The sequence below is a fragment of the Rhodococcus yunnanensis NBRC 103083 genome (assembly GCF_001895005.1).
Classification (GTDB): domain Bacteria; phylum Actinomycetota; class Actinomycetes; order Mycobacteriales; family Mycobacteriaceae; genus Rhodococcoides; species Rhodococcoides yunnanense.
The window spans coordinates 118602-137603 of sequence record NZ_BCXH01000008.1; the positions used below are offsets into that span (position 1 = coordinate 118602).

The following is a 19002-nucleotide window of genomic DNA, read 5'->3' on the forward strand; positions in this document are numbered from 1 at the left end:
GGCAGGTCAGGTTGGCCAGAGATACTCGCGGCCGATGGACCTGACCCGAGACCAGAACTTGCTGCGTTTGTACGGGCCGTCGTGGAAGAGCGACGCTCCGTTGTCCTCCAGCGCGCGGGTGACGAGTGGGCTGAAGCCGTCGAATTCGCTGATCAGGTGCTCCCGGAAGCCGTCAGGCCAGGAGTACCGCGCTGGTTCGTGTTGTGCCTCCACGACCGCCAGTGTAATCCAGAAGTAACACGGGCGTTACATGATCGGAGGGTGGCAGTCTAGGGTCGGTGGCCATCGACACATCACGGATCTTGCAGATCGACGCCGAGCACGTGTGGCATCCCTACGGCGGCTTTCCGGCGTCGACGCGACCACTCGTCGTCGAGAGTGCCGAGGGCGTCCGGCTACGGCTGTCCGACGGTACGGAGCTCATCGACGGGATGAGCTCGTGGTGGGCGGCCGTGCACGGCTACCGCCATCCGGTTCTCGACGCGGCCGCCCGCGACCAGCTGGGCCGGATGAGCCACGTCATGTTCGGCGGTCTGACGCACGAACCCGCAGCGCGGCTGGCCGAACTGCTCGTCGCGATCACCCCGGACGGTTTGGAGAAGGTGTTCTTCGCGGACTCCGGCTCGGTGTCGGTGGAAGTGGCCGTCAAGATGTGCATCCAGTACTGGCGTGGACGCGGGCGGCCCGGTAGGAACAGGCTGCTGACCTGGCGCGGCGGTTACCACGGTGACACGTTCGCGCCGATGAGCATCTGCGACCCCGACGGCGGCATGCACTCGCTGTGGACGAACGTCATCACGCAGCAGGTCTTCGCACCAGCCCCGCCTGCCGAATTCGACGAGGAGTTTCTCGCGGAGTTCGAACGCATCCTCCGGCAGCACTCCGAGGAGGTTGCTGCGATCGTCGTCGAACCCGTCGTGCAGGGGGCGGGCGGGATGCGGTTCCACGATCCGCGCTACCTCATCGAACTGCGACGTATGGCCGACGAGCACGGCGTTCTGCTCGTGTTCGACGAGATCGCGACGGGATTCGGCCGCACCGGCACATTGTTCGCCGCCGATCATGTCGGTGTGACGCCGGACGTCATGTGTGTGGGCAAGGCGCTGACGGGCGGCTACATGAGCCTGGCAGCGACGCTGTGTACCGCCGAAGTTGCAGGCGTGATCAGCGGCGGCGAGGCGGGCGGGTTGATGCACGGCCCGACGTTCATGGGCAATCCGCTCGCGTGTGCCGTGGCGGTCGCGGCGGTCGAACTTCTGCTGCAGCGTGATTGGCGCTCGGAGGTGACCGGCATCGAGCAGGGATTGCTCGACGGGCTGACGGGATTGCGCGAAGTCCCCGGCGTGGCGGACGTGCGCGTTCTCGGTGCCATCGGCGTCGTCGAGATGAAGGAGCCGGTCGACATGCAGCGAGCTACCGACGCCGCAGTCGGCGAGGGAGTGTGGCTTCGGCCGTTCGGAAAGCTGGTCTACACGATGCCGCCGTACATCGCAGCGCCCGCCGACGTCGACGCCATCACACGGGCCGTGAGAGCGGTCGCCTCCACAACTTGAACACCGTTCAAGTATGGTCGTCTCTCGTGGCGACACTCGACTGGCTGACAGCTGCTGCGCACGACCGAATGGCGCGCGGCCTGCACCGCACGCTCCATGCACGTCCTGCCGCACAGCAGGTCGTGGACCTCGCCTCCAACGACTACCTCGGACTGGTGAACCACCCGGACGTCGTCGATGCAGCCTGCGCGGCGGTCCGAGCATTCGGAACAGGGTCGACGGGATCGCGGCTGGTCACCGGTACCACGACGCTGCACCACCAGCTCGAGACCGAACTTGCCGAGTTCACCGGCGCGGAGTCCGCCTTGGTCTTCTCCTCCGGATACACCGCCAACTTGTCCGCGGTTGCGGCCCTGTCCGGCCGAGGATCCCTCGTGGTGTCGGATTCGAAATCGCACGCATCCCTCGTCGACGCCTGCAGGCTGTCGCGAGGCCGCGTCGAGATCTACCACCGCGACGACCTCGCCCATGTCGAATGGCTCCTTGCCTCCCGGTCCGAGGAACGTGCCCTGCTCGTCACGGACTCGGTCTTCAGCGCGGACGGTGACCTCGCGCCCCTGACCCAGCTGCATGCGCTCTGCAGGAAGTACTCGGCTCTGCTCGTGGTCGACGAGGCGCACGGCATCGGCGTCCGCGGAACGGGCGGGCGTGGTCTGGTGCAGGAACTGGGGCTGGACGGTGCCCCCGACATCGTCGTCACGGCAACACTGTCGAAATCACTGGCGTCGCAGGGAGGCGTCGTCCTCGGTCCCGAGGCGGTACGCGATCATCTGATCGACGTCGCGCGGCCCTTCATCTTCGACACCGGGCTCGCCCCCGCTGCCGTGGCAGCGGCGTCGGCAGCGCTGGCAGTACTGCGAGACGAGCCAGGGCGGGCGCTGGCGGTACGTGAGCGCGCCGATCGACTGGCCGCGATGGTCGGCGTCGACGCATCCGAATCGGCGGTCGTATCGGTGGTGCTCGGCGATGCCGAGACCGCTGTTCGTGCCGCCCGGGCTGCCCGCGAGCAGGGAGTACACGTCGGATGCTTCAGGCCGCCGTCGGTACCCGAGGGCACATCACGGCTCCGGCTGACCGCAAGAGCAACCTTGACCGACGAGGAACTGACGCGGGTCGACGAGGTCCTCGCGTCGATTCTCGCCACCACTGCGTCATGACGGTGCTGCTGGTCACCGGGACCTCGACGGACGTCGGCAAGACGGTGGTGACCGCGGCTCTCGCAGCCACCTACAGGGCGTCGGGCATATCGGTTGCGGTGTGCAAACCCGCTCAGACCGGTGTACTGCCAGGTGAGCCGGGTGACGTGGCCGAGATCGCACGCCTGACCGGGGTCGGTGACCTGCACGAATATGCGCGCTACCCGGATCCGCTTGCCCCGAATGTGGCGGCCCGCCGATCCGGGCTTCCCGAACTCGTGCTCGACGACGTCGTCGCATCGATTCACAGCATCGACGCCGACGTGGTGTTGGTCGAGGGTGCGGGAGGGCTGCTCGTGCGGTTCGGCGACTTCACCCTTGTGGACCTTGCGCAGCGCCTGGACGCACCTGTGCTGCTGGTGTGCAGCGCTGGACTCGGCACGCTGAACCACTCGGAGTTGACGACGTCGGCGCTCGCGGTCGCGGGCGTGCACTGTGCGGGCCTGGTCATCGGATCGTGGCCCGCCGAGCCGGACCTGGCTGCACGCACCAACGTCGACGAGTTGCCCGCTGTCACCGGAGTCCCACTTCTCGGTCGAGTACCCGAGGGTGCCGGAGCGTGGACGCGTGCGGATTTCACCACTGCCGCCGGGTCCTGGTTCGAGGCGAGTTTGCCGGGCGCCGCGCCGGGTACCCGACCCCCAACTACCAAGTTGGGGAGATGAACGAAAATGAGTACTGCAGTATGGATCGTCATCGCAGTCGTCGTCGTGCTGCTCGTCGTCGGGCTCGCGCTCGCGTTGTCGCGTAAACAGCAGGCAGGCAGACGCGCAGAAGCCGGTCGGATCCGCGAGAAGGCAGCGGAGCGAACCAGCGAGGTCGAGGAACGGCAGGCGATCGCGGACGAAAGTGCAGCGAAGGCCAGGCGAGCGCAGGCCGACGCCGAAGCGAAGTCCGCCGAAGCACGTCGGCTCTCGTTGCAGGCAGAAACCCACCAGGGTGACGCCGCGACCTCACGCGACGAGCTGGACAACGAGTTCGCTCGTGCGAACAAGATCGATCCCGACGTGAAAACCGGGCGCGAGCAGGGGACCGTGAATCAGACGAACGCGGATCAGACGAACGCAGATCAGACGAACGCAGCAGACAGGGTCGTGCCGCCGCACACGGACCCGACTCACGCGGACCGCAACCACACCGGCGAGCACCGGGCCCACTGATTCACCGGACCCACTGATTCCGGGCTAGAGGCCGCGGCGTCGTAGTTGATTGCCGACCCGCCGGAGTTCGTTCTCGATGACGAGGACGTTCTCGGCGGGCGCGTCTGTTTGAATAGCTTGTCTACGTTGGCCTTTCAATCGCTCGTACAAACTGCACAAACTCTCCGAGCTCAGCTCTGTAATTGAATGCTGTGTTACCGAATGCTCCGATGTAGTCACTTCGACTACCCTCCCGACATGCTCACGTTCATCCACGCCTGGATCTCGGGCGCCGATAGTCTCAAATTACTCTTCGTGAGCACAGGTAGCCATAGCTGAGCAGGGGGTTCGCATGGGCACATTCGTTCTGATTCCAGGCGCGGGTGGTGACGGGTGGTATTGGCACCTCGTCGAAGCCGAACTACGTAGGCGCGGTAACGACGTTGTGGCCGTGACACTTCCGGCCGGTGCCGATCTGCCTCGGTATGTCGATGTCGTCGTCGATGCGATCGGCGAGCGCACCGATGCCATTCTCGTTGCCCAGTCCTTCGGCGGCTTCACCGCACCGCTGGTCGCGGTACGTACCGATGTCGCGATGATCGTGATGCTCAATGCGATGATTCCGAAGCCGGGGGAGTCCGCGGACCAGTGGTGGGGCGCGACTGGATTCGACGAGGCTCGCACCGAGCAAGCGCGACGCGACGGCCGGGATCTGGAGACGGAGGACCTCGTCGCGGATGCCTTCTTCCACGACGTGCCGCCCGAGGTGACGAGGGAAGCGATGTCCCGTGAGTCTCTCGGTGAGTCCGACGCCGCTTTTGCGCTGCCGTTTCCTCTCGACTCCTGGCCGGAGGTTCCGACGCGTGTGCTGCAGGGCGTCGACGACCGCTTCATCCCCATCGAATTGCAGCGTCGGGTCGCAGAGGAGAGGCTCGGACTCAGGGTGGATGCGATGCCGGGCGGTCATCTGCTGGCCCTGTCTCGACCGGTGGAACTGGTGAACCGGCTCGAGGCGTACAGAGCTGATTATTACGCCCTGTAGTTGGCGAAATCGGCGAACCTGGGACACTGGGGGTCGTGACTGTTTCCACCGGCGACGATGCGCCCATTTCAGCCAAGCTGTTCGAGCGCGCGAGCGCCGTCATCCCGGGCGGTGTCAACTCCCCGGTGCGGGCGTTCCACTCGGTCGGAGGAACGCCTCGGTTCATCACCGAGGCCAGCGGATACACCATGATCGACGCCGACGGGAACAGCTACGTCGATCTCATCTCCTCGTGGGGTCCGATGATCCACGGCCATGCTCATCCGGCAGTCGTCGAGGCCGTCCAGAAGGCGGCGTCGACCGGTCTGTCGTTCGGTGCGCCGACCGAGCGCGAGATCGCTCTCGCCGAAGAAATCGTGCGCCGGGTCGGCCCCGTCGACCAGGTTCGTCTTGTGAATTCCGGCACAGAAGCGACGATGAGCGCGGTCCGCCTCGCTCGCGGATTCACCGGCCGCACCAAGATCGTCAAGTTCTCCGGTTGTTATCACGGGCACGTCGACGCTCTTCTCGCCGACGCCGGATCCGGCCTCGCGACGTTCGGACTTCCGACTTCGCCCGGTGTGACGGGCGCGCAGGCAGCCGACACCATCGTCGTTCCCTACAACGACCTCGCTGCCGTCGAAGCGGTGTTCGCCGAGAATCCGGAACAGATCGCCTGCATCATCACCGAGGCCGCCGCGGGCAACATGGGTGCGATCCCGCCCGTCCCCGGCTTCAACGAGGGGCTTCGGCGCCTCGCCACCGACAACGGGGCGCTGCTCATCATGGACGAGGTGATGACGGGCTTCCGCGTCAGCGCGGCCGGTTGGTACGGCATCGACGGCGTCGCAGGCGACCTCTACACCTTCGGCAAGGTCATGAGCGGTGGCCTTCCCGCGGCCGCGTTCGGTGGCCGTGCAGACATCATGGCCTACCTGGCTCCTGCCGGGCCCGTCTATCAGGCAGGCACACTGTCCGGTAATCCCGTCGCCGTGGCGGCCGGTCTCGCGAGCCTGCAACTGGCCGACGCCGCCGTGTACGAGAAGCTGCAGAGGAACTCCGAACGCCTCGGCGGACTGCTCGGAGATGCTCTCACCGAGGCGGGCGTTCGTCATCACGTGCAGTTCGCAGGCACTATGGTGAGCGTGTTCTTCTCCGACGGCCCGGTCACCGACTATGCGGGTGCCAAAGCGGCCGAGACCTGGCGCTACCCCGCCTTCTTCCACGGTCTGCTCTCCCGCGGGGTGTACCCACCGCCGAGCGCGTTCGAGGCATGGTTCGTCTCGGCAGCCCTCGACGACTCGGCGTTCGAGATCATCGCCGATGCACTTCCAGAAGCCGCGCGCGCAGCGGCCCGAGCAGAAGCAGGTAGCTGAACAGTGACGAGCAATGCAGTGACGGGCCGGGCCGATGTGCACCCGCACCAGACGACCCGGACCATCGTCCACGTACTGCGTCACGGCGAAGTGCACAACCCGAAGGGCATCCTGTACGGGCGACTGCCAGGATTCCGGTTGTCCGTGACCGGCCGATCCCAGGCGACTGCCGTCGCGAATGCTCTTGCCGGGCATGACATCACGCATGTCGTCGCGTCACCGCTTCAGCGTGCGCAGGAGACAGCGGCGCCGATCGCCGACGCACACGGCCTCACGATCGCCGTCGACGACAATCTCATCGAGGCAGGAAACGACTTCGAGGGCCTGCGTGTGGCCGTCGGCGACGGAGCATTGCGCAGGCCACGGCACTGGTGGAAGCTCCGCGATCCGTTCACCCCGTCGTGGGGCGAGCCGTACCTTCAGATCGCGCACCGCATGCTCGCTGCCGTCAACGCGGCCCGCGTTGCAGCCGTCGGGCACGAGGTGGTTCTGGTCAGCCATCAGCTGCCGGTGTGGACGCTGCGCAGATTCCTGCAGGGCGATCGTCTGTGGCACGACCCGCGTCACCGCCAGTGCGGTCTCGCCTCGCTCACCTCGCTGGTCTACGAGGGCGACACACTCGTCGACATCGTCTACTCCGAGCCCGCTGGAGCCAGTGATCCCAGAGTGTCCGGTGCGTAAGCTTCTTCTGTCGCTTTCGGCTGCCGCACTGGTCCTGTCCGGGTGTGCGACGGGTACCGACGCCGTGGCCACCGGAGGAACGTTCGATTTCGTCTCGCCCGGCGGCCAGACCGAGATCTACTACGACCCTCCGTCCGAACGTGGCACGCTCGCCGAGTTGTCCGGGCCGGACCTGATGACGGAGGGCAAGACCACCTCGCTCGACGACTTCGAAGGCAAGGCCGTCGTACTCAACGTGTGGGGCCAGTGGTGTGGCCCGTGCCGCGGTGAGGCCGACGACCTCGAAGAGGTCTACGAGAACACGAAGGATCTCGGCGTCGAATTCCTCGGAATCAATGTTCGTGACAACGCCAAGGACAAGGCGCAGGACTTCGTCATCGACAACAAGGTGAGCTACCCGTCGATCTACGACCCGCCGATGCGCACGCTCGCCGCGCTCGGTGGCATCCCGACGTCGGTCGTCCCGACGACCATCGTGCTGGACAAGCAGCACCGTGTTGCCGCGGTGTTCCTGCGTGAGCTACTCACCGAGGATCTGCAACCCGTCGTCGAGCGGATCGCGGGCGAGGAGTCGGATCAGCAGTGAACACGGTCCACCTCGCAGGCATCGGCGAGACGTTTCAGACGACGGCAGCCACGGGTCCGCTGATTCTGGCGTTCGGTGTCTGCTTGCTCGCCGGGTTGGTCTCGTTCGCGTCGCCGTGCGTGGTTCCGTTGGTTCCCGGCTATCTGTCCTACCTGGCAGGTGTGGTCGGCGCCGACGCACCGGCGGTGACGGCGTCGGAGGCCGCGACGACGAAGGTCCGGGCCTCCGGTCGCCTGCGTGTCGCGGGAGCGGCGGGATTGTTCGTACTCGGTTTCACGGTCGTGTTCGTCCTGGCGACGGCCACGGTCTTCGGCGCGATCTCGGTGCTGTCGGTCAACCGTGAACTGCTGATGCGAATCGGCGGCGTCATCACCATCGCAATGGGGTTGGTCTTCATCGGTCTCGTGCCCGCGCTGCAGCGCGACGTGCGCTTCGAGCCGCGTCGAGTCGGCAGTCTGCTCGGTGCACCGCTGCTCGGTGGTGTGTTCGCGCTCGGCTGGACGCCGTGCCTCGGACCGACTCTGGCGGGCGTCATCTCGCTCGCGGCAGGAACCGAAGGTGCGACGGCGGCACGCGGCGTCACGTTGATCATCGCGTATTGCCTCGGTCTCGGGCTGCCGTTCGTGATCCTCGCGTTCGGTTCGGTAAGCGCTCTACGCGGAGTCGGTTGGCTCCGCACCCATGCACGACAGATACAGGTGTTCGGCGGAATCATGTTGATAGCGGTAGGAATTGCACTCGTCACCGGTGCCTGGGACGTATTCGTCGGCTGGGTTCGCGACGCTTTCGTCTCCGATGTGGTGCTCCCCATATGAGCAATTCGAATCAGAGTAATTCGGTGCCACGACGCGCACTCGCATTGGTGAGAAACACCTGGCGCAGTCTCACCAGCATGCGTACAGCGCTGGTGCTGCTGTTCCTGCTCGCCTTCGCCGCGATCCCCGGCGCATTGGTGCCGCAGCGCAGTCTCAACGCGGGCAAGGTCGACGAATACATTGCAGCCAGGCCCACTCTGGGACCGCTGATGGACAAGCTCGAACTGTTCGACGTCTTCTCCAGTTTCTGGTTCACCGCCATCTACGCGCTGCTGTTCGTCTCGCTCGTCGGATGCATACTCCCGCGCTGTATCGAGCATGCGAAAGCGTTGCGCACCAAGCCCGTTCCTACGCCGCGCAACCTGTCGCGGCTACCGCATCACAGCACGTACACGACCGACGATTCCGCCGAGGACACCGCATCGGCGGTCCAGGCTCGATTGCGGGGGTGGCGGGTCGCCCGCCGAGGACACGGCGACGAGATCACGCTGTCCGCCGAGAAGGGCTACTTCCGCGAGTTCGGCAACCTGGTCTTCCACCTGTCGCTCGTCGGTCTGCTCGCGGCGATCGCACTCGGCAAGCTTCTCGGGTACGAGGGCAATGTGGTCGTCATCGCCAACGACGGTCCAGGATTCTGCAGCACCTCACCCGCCATCTACGACGGTTTCCGCGCCGGGCAGCTGGTCGACGGAACCGGACTCGAACCGCTGTGCATCCGCGTCAAGGACTTCAAGGCCGACTATCTGGAGAACGGCCAGGCCGAGATGTTCACCTCGAACATCGAGTACCAGGCGGGGGAGGACCTGACGAACAACGAGTGGCAGGACGACGTTCTTCAGGTCAACCATCCACTTCGTGTCGCAGGCGACCGCGTCTACCTGCAGGGCCACGGTTACGCGCCGACGTTCACCGTGACATTCCCGAACGGCGAGACGCGCACCGAGACCATCCAGTGGCAGCCGACGGACGCGACGACGTTCCTCTCCAGCGGAGTACTCCGCATCGACCCGCCCGGCGGGCTGTATCCGGATCCCACCGAGCGCCGCAAGAATCAGATCGCGATCGAGGGACTGTTCGCGCCGACGGCGTTCTTCCACGGCAATCTGCTGTCGTCGAGCTACCCGGCCATGACCGACCCGGCCGTTGCCGTCGACATCTATCGCGGCGACACCGGCCTCGATACCGGCTATCCGCAGTCGCTGTTCTCTCTCAACAAGGAAATGATCAATCAGGGCAGGCTCGTCAAGCAGGACCGGGTCAACCTGAAGCCAGGTGAGAGCTCGACGCTGTCCGACGGCACCACGGTCACCTTCGACGGCGCGGAAGAGTTCGTCAACCTGCAGGTCTCGCACGACCCGACGCAGACGTGGGTGCTGGTGTTCGCGCTGACGATGATGGGCGGTCTGCTGGTCTCGCTCGTCGTCAAACGGCGTCGAGTGTGGGTCCGACTCGACACCGATCCCGATACCCGACGTACTGTAGTAGAGCTCGGCGGACTGGCCCGAACCGATCAGGCAGGCTGGGGAGACGAGTTCGACAGACTGTGCCAGAGATTGATCGGCGAGAAGCCGATCGGCGATGTCAAGACAGTGAACACGAACAAGCAGGAGAACTGACCGATGCCGATCAACGAGACGCTCTCGCGCTACAGCGACTGGTCCTTCGAATCCGCGTTCACCATCTACGTACTCGCCTTCATCCTGCTGATCTGGCAGTACGCGTCGGTGAAGGCGACTGCGGTGCAGGCACGCGAGCTGGTCGGTAGCGGAGCGCCCGTGGCAAGCGCAGGCACGCCGGGACGCGTCGTCGACACGCCGAAGCGCCCGCTGGCGGAGCGTCTGTCCGGGATGGGCTACGCGCTGCTGATTCTCGCGCTCGTGCTCCATGTATCGGCCGTCGTACTTCGTGGTTTCGCCACGCATCGCTTCCCGCTCGGCAACATGTACGAGTTCGTCACGATGGCCACCGCGGCCGCTGCACTGACGTCGATCGTGCTTCTTCGCAAGCGCACCATGCGACCGATGCTCGTCTTCGTCCTCGCGCCGATCATCGTGCTGATGTTCCTCGCGGCAACCAAGCTGTACGCCGACGCGGCACCCGTCGTACCTGCGCTGCGTTCGTACTGGCTGCCGATCCACGTCACGATCGTCAGCGTGGGCAGCGGCATCCTGCTGGTCTCCGGCGTCGCAAGTCTGCTGTTCCTGCTGCGCATCCGGCAGCCTGCGGGAGAGGAAACCGGCAGCTTCTGGGGTCGGTTCGCATCGAGGCTTCCCGATGCGCAGTCTTTGGACCGGTTGGCGTACAAGACGACGATCATCGCGTTCCCGCTCTTCGGGGCAGGCGTCATCCTCGGTGCCATCTGGGCCGAAGCCGCCTGGGGTCGTTTCTGGGGTTGGGACCCCAAGGAGACGATGTCGTTCATCGCCTGGATCATCTACGCGGCCTACCTGCACGCTCGCGCGACGTCGGGATGGCGGAACACTCGCGCTGCCTGGATCAACATCGCCGGCTTCACCGCAATGCTGTTCAACCTCTTCATCATCAACATGGTCGTGTCGGGGCTGCATTCGTACGCCGGTCTGAACTGAGGTAACGTCCGGGCAGTTCGAAGCTCGGGGGAGCATGAGCGGTGGGGGGATCGGTCGTGGCCGAATGGCAGATGAGTCCGTGGCAAAGGGTGGAGCCAGACGAACCGAGCACGGATTCGGAGCCGCCACCCTGGACCAAGAGGGCATCGGAACCGCAGGCGTTCCGCTCGGTGCCGGTCTCTGAGCCCACTGTCACACCGGCACCCACACCCACACCGACGCCCACACCCACACCGGCACCCACCGCCGAGCCTGCACCGCTTCCGCCTGTCGTCGCGGCGTCGGCGCTGGATTTGACCAATGCGTTGTTGATCAAGCAGATGAGCCCGCCGCCGCTCTCGGGATGGCGAAAGTGGGTGTACGACGCCAGCGGCCGTCGCATGAATCTCGGCAACAGCAGACGCGACGAGCGGCGCGAGCGGCTGACCAAGCAGGTCGACCGGCATCTGGTGGGGTGCTATCGCGTATCGGTGCTCAGTCTCAAGGGTGGGGTCGGCAAGACGACGACCACTGCGACGCTCGGATCGACGTTTGCCGACATTCGCGGCGACCGGGTCATCGCGGTCGACGCCAATCCCGATCGCGGCACACTGAGTCAGAAAGTTCCGATCGAAACCCCGGCGACAGTGCGAAACATGTTGCGGGACATAGACAGTCTCGAACGCTACAGCGACGTACGCGGTTATACGTCACAGAACGCGTTCCGTCTGGAAGTGCTGGCCTCCGATGCCGATCCTGCGGTATCGGAAGCCTTCAGCGGCGAGGATTACGACCGAGCCATCACTCTGTTGGAGCGGTTCTACAGCATCGTGCTGACAGATTGTGGCACCGGACTGATGCACTCGGCGATGGACAGCATTCTCCGAGGATCCGATGCGCTCGTCGTCGTGAGCTCCAGCTCGGTCGACGGTGCACGCAGTGCGTCTGCGACTCTGGACTGGCTCGACGCGCACGGCCATCGAGATCTGGTCCGGTCGTCGGTGGCGGTGGTCAACGCGGTGCGGCCGCGTGCAGGAAAGGTGGATCTGGCGAAGGTCGTCGAACACTTCGAGCAACGATGCAGGCAGGTAGTGCTCGTGCCGTTCGATCCGCACCTGGAGGAAGGGGCGGAGATCGACCTCGATCGGCTGCGAAGCAAGACACGGACAGCGTTGCTGGAACTCGCTGCTGCCGTCGCCGCTGGATTTCCGAGTAATCGGCCCGAGGACCTCGAAAAAACGGCAGCTCGTCCCTGAGGAACGAGCTGCCGACTGTTTCACACTGGACTACTGGACTACTCCGTCGGTTCGGACTTCCCTGTGTCCTGACCGTCGGTGCCCGAACGCCTGGAATCTCGGTTCATCCGCCACAAGAACTCGGGGTCGTCGTCAGGGCCGACGACCTTGCCTGCAGGCGCCTGTGTTGTCGGACCGAACGCCTTCCAGAACAACACGATCACAGCAATCAAACCGATCAACGCCAAAAGATAGATCACGACGCACCTCCTCATACGAGGGTAGCCGCGCGGGGTAGCCGTTGGCACCCCGCGCGGCTCGCAGTTTCCTGAGAATCCGGTGTCCGCAGCGTTCGGAAAAGCTGTTGCGCGGAAACCTAGCGGTGGCCCGCCTCGGTGGTAAGTGAGGTGAGCAGCTGCATTACCTCTGCCTCACGGAAGCGGCGATGCCCCCCTGGTGTTCGAAGCGATCCGAGTCGTCCCGCATGCGCCCACCGGGTCACGGTCTTGGGGTCGACATGAAAGAGCGCCGCTACCTGCCCCGGGGTGAGCAGTGAATCCTGAGCCTTGTGCAGTGCTGGTGCGCTCATCTGGTCGTGTCCTCCTGCATGCTGGATAAAGCAAAAACTGATTTCGGCTCCCATGGTGGCACTCGGACCCCTAGGTACTCGACTGATCTAAGGTTGGTAAAGGGGAGGTAATAGACAAATCGGATAAGTCAGGCGGTCCGAATCCAGTGTCGGCGGGGCGGTAACCTGGGGTTCGTGAACGCACGCAACGCCGAGCCCGTACCCACCGCAACGAAGGGGCAGCTGCTGCGCGACGTTGCTCTGTACACCGGCGCCCGGCTGTTGCTCGTCATCGTGATCGGCGCCGTCATCATCGGCGCCGGACTTCTTTTCGACGTCGACGTCCCCATCCTCGTCGCCGCTGTGTTCGCAGTGCTCATCTCGCTGCCGCTGTCGCTGCTGCTGTTCAAATCGCTCCGCATCCGAGTCAACGAATCCATCGCGGGAGTCGACGAAGGCCGCCGCCGAGCCCGCGCGGACCTGCAGTCGAAGCTGCGCGGCGAGGACGGGAAGTAGTGCGCGTCGTCGATCACTCGGCGTCGCGTGAGTGGGTCGACAATGCGGTTCGGCTGATCGATGCCGACGCTCAGCGCAGCGCTGACACGCACCTGCTGCGCTACCCGCTGCCTCAGGCCCGGAACGTCCAGCTGTATCTGAAGGACGAGTCGACCCACATCACCGGCAGCTTGAAGCACCGGTTGGCGCGATCGCTTTTTCTCTATGCCATCTGCAACGGCTGGGTCACCGAGAACACCACCGTCATCGAGGCGTCATCCGGATCGACGGCCGTCAGCGAGGCCTACTTCGCGGGACTGCTCGGTCTGCGTTTCGTGGCGGTCATGCCGCGCAGCACCAGCCCCGCGAAGATTGCGCTGATCGAGTCCCACGGTGGGCGATGTCACTTCGTCGACGATCCTGCGGCGATGTACACCGAGGCACATCGGCTCGCAGCGGATCCCGATTCGCACTACATGGATCAGTTCACCCACGCCGAGCGTGCGACGGACTGGCGCGGAAACAACAATATCGCCGAGTCGATCTTCGACCAGCTCGGCAAGGAAGAGTCCCCCGTGCCCACCTGGGTGGTCGTCGGTGCGGGGACAGGTGGCACCAGCGCCACGATCGGCCGCTACATCCGCTACCGACGTCACCCGACGCGATTGGCCGTCGTCGATCCGGAGAACTCGGCCTTCATCGGAGGATACGAATCCGGTGATGCAGGTTTTGCCACCGGCAAACCGTCCCGCATCGAGGGGATCGGTCGACCCATCATCGAGCCCTCGTTCGTCGGGCAGGTCATCGACCGGATGATCTCGGTACCCGACGAGGCTTCCGTCGCTGCGGCCCGGCACGCGTCCACAGTTCTCGGGCGGCGGGTCGGTGGCTCGACCGGCACCAACATCTGGGGTGCGTTCGGGCTCATCGCCGACATGATCGCCGCCGGGCGCAGCGGTAGCGTCGTCACTCTCCTGTGCGACGGCGGCGAGCGCTACGCGGGAACCTATTTCGACGACGACTGGGTTGCGAGTCAGGGCATGGACTTGGCGGGCCCCACCAGGGTCCTCGAGCATTTCGTCCGGACAGGCGAGTTTCGGGGTTGATGTGCTTGCGCTACCCCTGACGTGTGAGCACGAGTGACGCCGCCGCTGTTGCGGCTGCGACTGTGCTGACTGCAGGCCAAGCGCCGATCTTCTTCGCCAGCGGGTGGGACGCACCGAAACCGACGAGGTAGGTGCCGAGCAGAACGCCTGCGACCTTCGGTCCTGCGGCTTTGTTCCACGACGCTGTCGCGGCGACGCCCGCCGCTGCCAGCACCGCACCACCGAGCTGCCTGTTCTGTGTTTTCCGCGCGACGGCGAATCCACCCAGGAGTCCACCCGCTGCGAGTGCTGATGTTGCAATGTTGTTCGTAGCCATGGGGTTCAGACTAGTCAGAACGGTGGTTTCTCGTTGCGGGCGCGGTGCCAGCGGGCGAGGTTGTGTTCCCGGAACCGGCGCCGGATGATCCGCACCTTCGTGCGGGCAGCCTCGGATTCGGCGGCATGCATATCCGCCAGTGTCGGGGATTCGGCCTCGGTGGGCATGTTCTTCTCCCACCACGTCGGCGCTTCCCACCACTCAGGTGTCTCGGGGGCTGGTGTGTCCGACGCTGTCGTATCCGAGGCAGGTACGTCCGACGCAGTCGTATCCGAGGCAGTCGTATCCGAGGCAGGTACGTCCGACGCAGTTGCCTCCGGGTCGGTCGTGTCCGACGCAGCAGTCTCCGACGCAGTCCCGTCCGACGCAGTTGTATCCGGCCCTGGTGCGTCCGGAACAGTCGCGTCAGAGGCGGCTGTATCCGCGGCAGCCGTGCCAGAAGCAGTCGTTCCCGAGACAGTCCTGTCCGATGTATCCGGGGCAGTCCTGTCCGACGTGTCCGGGGTAGCAGTGTCCTGCGCAGCCGTGTCCGGGGTCGATGCCGTTTCTCGGGTACGGCGTCCGCGTCTACGTTTACGCGGTGGTCTCGGGCACCCCAGATCGGGAAGCGTGATCGTCCGCAACCCGGACCGACTCGTCCACACGATCGCACCACCAGCCAACATCGCCACCGCCCACGCCTGCGCCGTCTTGAACCGATGATGACTCGTGCACGAGGGCTGCAGATTCGACTCGATACTCCACCCACCCCGCACGGGATCCTGGTGATCGAACGGAACAATATGATCGAGTTCGCACTGCGTCGAGGGCACACTGCAATCGTGATGCGTGCACGTGGAATACGTCATCCGCACCCGCGCCGCCACCTCAGCAGACGGACGATACGTCAACGCGCCCGGCGGCGGCACCCGATACCCACCATGACCATCAGGAAACACCCCCAACGCCAGAGCCGGATCAGCAGCAATCGCAGCCAACAACTCAGAGACCACCTGCGCCCGCAACGCCTCATCGGTAGCCCCCAACCCACCCGAAAAACACCCAGACCCCGACCCTGACCCTGTGGGTGCCGATCCTGTGGGCGCCGGAGCCGTGGGTGCCGGAACCGCCCCGCCCGGCCGAATCCGGCCCCGCGCAATCAACCGCGGCACCAACACAGCCCCATACCCAGACCCAGTCGCAGATGCAGAACCGGCCGGAGCATCCGAGTCGGACACAGCTGCAACACAATCGGAATCGGACTCGGACCCGGAATCGGACTCCGGATCCTCTGCGACCCCACCCGATCCCTCGAGATCGTCGGTACCCTCAGTCTTGCTCGACTCCTCGGGCGTGCTGGACTTTTCGGATGTACTGGCGTCTGCGGGCGTACTGGGCACCGAAGAATCACTGGCCGCGTCGGGCTCGTCGGACTCGCCGGTGGAGGTGGAGGCGGCGGCCCTGCCTGCATGAACGGTCATCATCTCCGTCAACATCGCCTGCCACACCGCATCACCCGCAATCACCCGCGCCACATCCGCATCCAACGCCGACCCATCCGGCAACACCGCAGGCTCGGACGTCAACCCCAACAACGTCTGCACATCGAACAGAATCTGCACCAACGGACCCCGCCGACCATCCGGCAGATCCGCCACCCCGAACTGCGCACACTCCTGCCCCGCATCACACGCACACACCAACGCATGCTCACCATGAAGCAACGCCATCAACCCATCCGCACGCAACTCCCGACCCGACCGCGGATCCCTCCCACACACCGACCCACAGATCTCGACGATCAACGCCTCCGCCTCCGCACCCTCGAGATCCGACAACGCCGCCGTCAACCGCGTCGTCCCATCCCGATGCCCACGAACATCAACCCCCCGCACCCCGATCGACGCCGCCGCCTTCGCCGCCGACGCCTCCGCCGCATCGAACCCCATCCACATCCGCCACAACCGACTCCGCAACGACAACGGCGCCAACCGCCCCGCCGCAGCCACCGCCTCGAACTCGAGCGCCGCAATCGTCGCATCCCCCGCCCGACCCAACACCGACACCAACTCCACCACCTTCGCCCAATCCAACACCCCACACACGAACCGCACCGCCGTCAACGGCAACCGCTCCAACCCCAACCCCACCTCCACCAACGGCCGCGCCACCCTCTGCGACAACCCCAACCCCGCCGCCACCTCCGAACCCGACTCCCACAACGCCTCCGCCGCATCACCACCCGAACACAACGCCTCCTCCAACCGCACATCAGCGACCTCACACACCGCCTCCACCACCCTCGCCCGCGCCACATTCTCCACCACCCGCCACCGCGCCGACACCCCCACCAACCCCGCCACACACCCATCCCAGTCATACACACCACCACCAGCAGCCACACCGCAGTCCAACGCGCCAGACAAGGCTGCAGCCGAACCCACAGTCGAATCGCTCATCGAAACCCCCGTATCGAACATACGTTCTACACTACCCGACCGCACACCCACCGGCAAGAATTGAATCTTGAATCACCAAGCAGCGCAACAGTACTCACAATAAATGCCATGCGTTTGAAACTTTCGAGGTGCCATTTCTGTCCGCGGTGCAACTGCCCGTTCGATAGGATTCGAGTCGATCCACCGCATAACGATCTGTCACAGATATTTTCGGGGGGAGTGTCGATGGTTTTCGAGGCGGGCCGCCCAACGCTGGTGGCCCTCGACGTAGACGGCACCCTACATGCATCCGAGGATTCGAATCCGCTTGCGCATGAAACGATCAGCGTCGCTGTGAGGGCTTCGGTGCGCAATGTTGTTCGATCAGGTGCCCATGTGGTGCTGTGTACGGGGAGGTTGGCGCCGGCGACTCGGCCATTCCTGTGTGAGCTCGGAATCTTCACCGGGTTCGCGATCTGTTCGAACGGAGCCGTGATGGTCGACATAGAGACTGGAGAAGTGGTGGAACAAGTCTCTTTCGATCTCAGTAGGCCGATTGCCGTTCTGCGCGAGCAACTTCCGGGCGCAATCTTCGTGGCAGAGAATCCAGGCATCGGAGTTCGGGCCACAGGGCGCGTCGCCGACGCGGATACGCATCACGGCAAGGTCGAGTTGGTCGATATCGATGACTTGTCGACCATCTCGACCACACGATTGGCTGTCCACTGGCCAGGACACAGTGGGCGAGAATTAGCCGAAAGATTGACTGCCATTGACCTTCCCGATGTCCGAAGTCTCTGTTACGGAGACGAACCGGTGGCCGATCTGACTGCCGTGGGGGTACACAAGGCGGCCATGCTCGAGAAACTGCGAGTCGATCTGGAGGACCGTATTTGCCCATCGGGCGTGGAGGATGGTCTGGCTACCGCATTGTCGGAGTGGTTCGGATAGCACGCTCGGCAGATGATGTTTTCGCAAGGAGATGAGATGTTCACTCGGCCCACATTGTTGGCCTCGCCGGCGGCGGTGATCGACGCTGTCGAGCAACTCCTCGGTGCGTCAGTTGTGCGAGAGGTGCCGGCACGTATGGGTTTCACACTCGCGATCGCGTCGTGGGTGGAAGATGCCGGTGGTCGGCAGGCATTCGTCAAGGCGGCCGCTCTGGGCAGTGGGGGCGGTGAGGGAGTACGCATCGGTGCCGAACTTGCCGATGTGGTCGGTGATCTGGCGCCGCCGCTGATCGCGTATTGCACCGTGGACGGGTGGGCCATTGCGCTGTACGACGTGATCGATGGCAGTGCGTTGCGAGAATGGGATGACGAGACTGTGGACGCCATGGCCGATATGTCCAGGACCCTGCGCGAGCGCCTGGATCCGAGTCCGATCGGCGAACTGGAGTCTTACGCTGCGGCGTTTGCTCCGCTGCTGGGAACATGGAATGCGCTGATTTCACCCGATCACCCGTCGTTCGAGACTGTCGCGCACCTATCCGACAAGCAACTTCCCTATGGCCTCGACGCCGTGGAACTGGCAATACTGGAAAGTAGATGGTTCGACGCTCCTGCGGTGAATTCGACTTCACTGCAGCATGGCGACATCCGCCGCGACAACGTGATTCGTGATCCATCCGGGCGTTTGTGGCTCGTCGACTGGACTCATCGCTGGTCATCCCCAGGATGGGTCGACATGGTGCGGGTAGCACCCGATATCGCCGCGAGTGGGTACGACCCCGAACGGTTCTTCCAGACGTCCGCGTGGCGCGACGCGCCACCCGACGGCGTCGATGTCGTGTTGGCCGGGCTCGCAGGTAGGGCCTGGCGCGACGGGTTTCTGCCTGCGGTCCCAGACATTCCGCACCTGCGCTCGATGCAACGAGACCAAGCAGATGCGACGCTGCGGTGGCTGGCCTCGCGGCTCGAACGTTGACGCTG

21 protein-coding genes are annotated in these 19002 nt (G+C 64.7%); 16 read left to right on the plus strand and 5 right to left on the minus strand.

Going from position 1 to position 19002, the window contains the following annotated elements:
• Positions 1-6 precede the first annotated feature (6 nt).
• Positions 7-213: an inositol 2-dehydrogenase gene (locus tag RY1_RS15040; protein ID WP_072804443.1), complete on the minus strand. Its 207-nt coding sequence runs from the start codon at positions 211-213 to the stop codon at positions 7-9.
• A gap of 65 nt (positions 214-278) precedes the next feature.
• Between RY1_RS15040 and RY1_RS15045 the strand changes: the two genes are divergently transcribed.
• The 12 genes from RY1_RS15045 (at position 279) to RY1_RS15100 (ending at position 12190) form a co-directional block, all read left to right on the plus strand.
• On the plus strand, positions 279-1553 hold the full coding sequence (locus tag RY1_RS15045) for an adenosylmethionine--8-amino-7-oxononanoate transaminase (protein ID WP_371829476.1): 1275 nt from the start codon (positions 279-281) through the stop codon (positions 1551-1553).
• Between the two features lie 68 nt (positions 1554-1621).
• On the plus strand, positions 1622-2710 hold the full coding sequence (locus RY1_RS15050; RefSeq protein WP_084727456.1) for an 8-amino-7-oxononanoate synthase: 1089 nt from the start codon (positions 1622-1624) through the stop codon (positions 2708-2710).
• Positions 2707-3414: a dethiobiotin synthase gene (gene bioD, locus RY1_RS15055; RefSeq protein ID WP_072804447.1), complete on the plus strand. Its 708-nt coding sequence runs from the start codon at positions 2707-2709 to the stop codon at positions 3412-3414. The genes RY1_RS15050 and bioD overlap by 4 nt, the downstream gene beginning before the upstream one ends.
• A gap of 6 nt (positions 3415-3420) precedes the next feature.
• Complete coding sequence (locus RY1_RS15060) at positions 3421-3909, plus strand: hypothetical protein (protein WP_072804448.1); 489 nt, start codon at positions 3421-3423, stop codon at positions 3907-3909.
• A gap of 331 nt (positions 3910-4240) precedes the next feature.
• Positions 4241-4930 carry an alpha/beta fold hydrolase gene (locus tag RY1_RS15065; protein WP_072804450.1) on the plus strand — a complete coding sequence of 230 codons (690 nt, stop codon included), beginning with the start codon at positions 4241-4243 and terminating at the stop codon, positions 4928-4930.
• A gap of 35 nt (positions 4931-4965) precedes the next feature.
• Complete coding sequence (hemL, locus tag RY1_RS15070; RefSeq protein ID WP_072804451.1) at positions 4966-6285, plus strand: glutamate-1-semialdehyde 2,1-aminomutase; 1320 nt, start codon at positions 4966-4968, stop codon at positions 6283-6285.
• A 3-nt stretch (positions 6286-6288) separates the two neighbouring features.
• Positions 6289-6966 carry a histidine phosphatase family protein gene (locus tag RY1_RS15075; RefSeq protein ID WP_245819676.1) on the plus strand — a complete coding sequence of 226 codons (678 nt, stop codon included), beginning with the start codon at positions 6289-6291 and terminating at the stop codon, positions 6964-6966.
• The gene (locus RY1_RS15080; protein ID WP_072804452.1) at positions 6959-7552 is read left to right on the plus strand and encodes a TlpA disulfide reductase family protein; all 594 of its coding nucleotides are present in this window, start codon (positions 6959-6961) and stop codon (positions 7550-7552) included. The genes RY1_RS15075 and RY1_RS15080 overlap by 8 nt, the downstream gene beginning before the upstream one ends.
• On the plus strand, positions 7549-8367 hold the full coding sequence (locus tag RY1_RS15085) for a cytochrome c biogenesis CcdA family protein (protein WP_072804454.1): 819 nt from the start codon (positions 7549-7551) through the stop codon (positions 8365-8367). Before RY1_RS15080 ends, RY1_RS15085 begins: the two co-directional genes overlap by 4 nt.
• A complete protein-coding gene (gene resB / locus RY1_RS15090) occupies positions 8364-9983 on the plus strand; it encodes a cytochrome c biogenesis protein ResB (protein WP_072804455.1) in 1620 nt (539 codons plus the stop codon). The genes RY1_RS15085 and resB overlap by 4 nt, the downstream gene beginning before the upstream one ends.
• Before the next feature lie 3 nt (positions 9984-9986).
• A complete protein-coding gene (gene ccsB, locus RY1_RS15095) occupies positions 9987-10955 on the plus strand; it encodes a c-type cytochrome biogenesis protein CcsB (RefSeq protein WP_072804457.1) in 969 nt (322 codons plus the stop codon).
• A 170-nt stretch (positions 10956-11125) separates the two neighbouring features.
• Positions 11126-12190 (plus strand): MinD/ParA family ATP-binding protein, encoded by a 1065-nt coding sequence (locus RY1_RS15100; RefSeq protein WP_245819677.1) that lies wholly within the window; start codon positions 11126-11128, stop codon positions 12188-12190.
• Positions 12191-12228: 38 nt separating this feature from the next.
• On the opposite strand, the gene RY1_RS15105 is transcribed toward RY1_RS15100, so the two are convergent.
• The gene (locus RY1_RS15105) at positions 12229-12429 is read right to left on the minus strand and encodes a hypothetical protein (RefSeq protein ID WP_072804458.1); all 201 of its coding nucleotides are present in this window, start codon (positions 12427-12429) and stop codon (positions 12229-12231) included.
• Between the two features lie 116 nt (positions 12430-12545).
• A complete protein-coding gene (locus RY1_RS15110; protein WP_072804601.1) occupies positions 12546-12758 on the minus strand; it encodes a BldC family transcriptional regulator in 213 nt (70 codons plus the stop codon).
• A 174-nt stretch (positions 12759-12932) separates the two neighbouring features.
• Here RY1_RS15110 and RY1_RS15115 point away from each other — a divergent pair, with 174 nt between their 5' ends.
• On the plus strand, positions 12933-13253 hold the full coding sequence (locus RY1_RS15115; protein ID WP_072804460.1) for a DUF4229 domain-containing protein: 321 nt from the start codon (positions 12933-12935) through the stop codon (positions 13251-13253).
• Entirely contained in the window at positions 13253-14338 is a 1086-nt protein-coding gene (cds1, locus tag RY1_RS15120; protein ID WP_072804461.1) for an L-cysteine desulfhydrase Cds1, read from the plus strand. The genes RY1_RS15115 and cds1 overlap by 1 nt, the downstream gene beginning before the upstream one ends.
• 10 nt (positions 14339-14348) lie before the next feature.
• Here the strand turns inward: cds1 and RY1_RS15125 are convergent, their stop codons facing one another.
• Positions 14349-14654 carry a hypothetical protein gene (locus tag RY1_RS15125; RefSeq protein WP_072804463.1) on the minus strand — a complete coding sequence of 102 codons (306 nt, stop codon included), beginning with the start codon at positions 14652-14654 and terminating at the stop codon, positions 14349-14351.
• Positions 14655-14668: 14 nt separating this feature from the next.
• Complete coding sequence (locus RY1_RS15130) at positions 14669-16996, minus strand: HNH endonuclease (RefSeq protein ID WP_156376396.1); 2328 nt, start codon at positions 16994-16996, stop codon at positions 14669-14671.
• Between the two features lie 321 nt (positions 16997-17317).
• Here RY1_RS15130 and RY1_RS30860 point away from each other — a divergent pair, with 321 nt between their 5' ends.
• Together RY1_RS30860 and RY1_RS15140 are read left to right on the plus strand one after the other, a co-directional pair.
• A complete protein-coding gene (locus RY1_RS30860; RefSeq protein ID WP_169914718.1) occupies positions 17318-18022 on the plus strand; it encodes an HAD hydrolase family protein in 705 nt (234 codons plus the stop codon).
• A 36-nt stretch (positions 18023-18058) separates the two neighbouring features.
• Complete coding sequence (locus tag RY1_RS15140) at positions 18059-18997, plus strand: phosphotransferase family protein (protein WP_218019804.1); 939 nt, start codon at positions 18059-18061, stop codon at positions 18995-18997.
• Positions 18998-19002 lie beyond the last annotated feature (5 nt).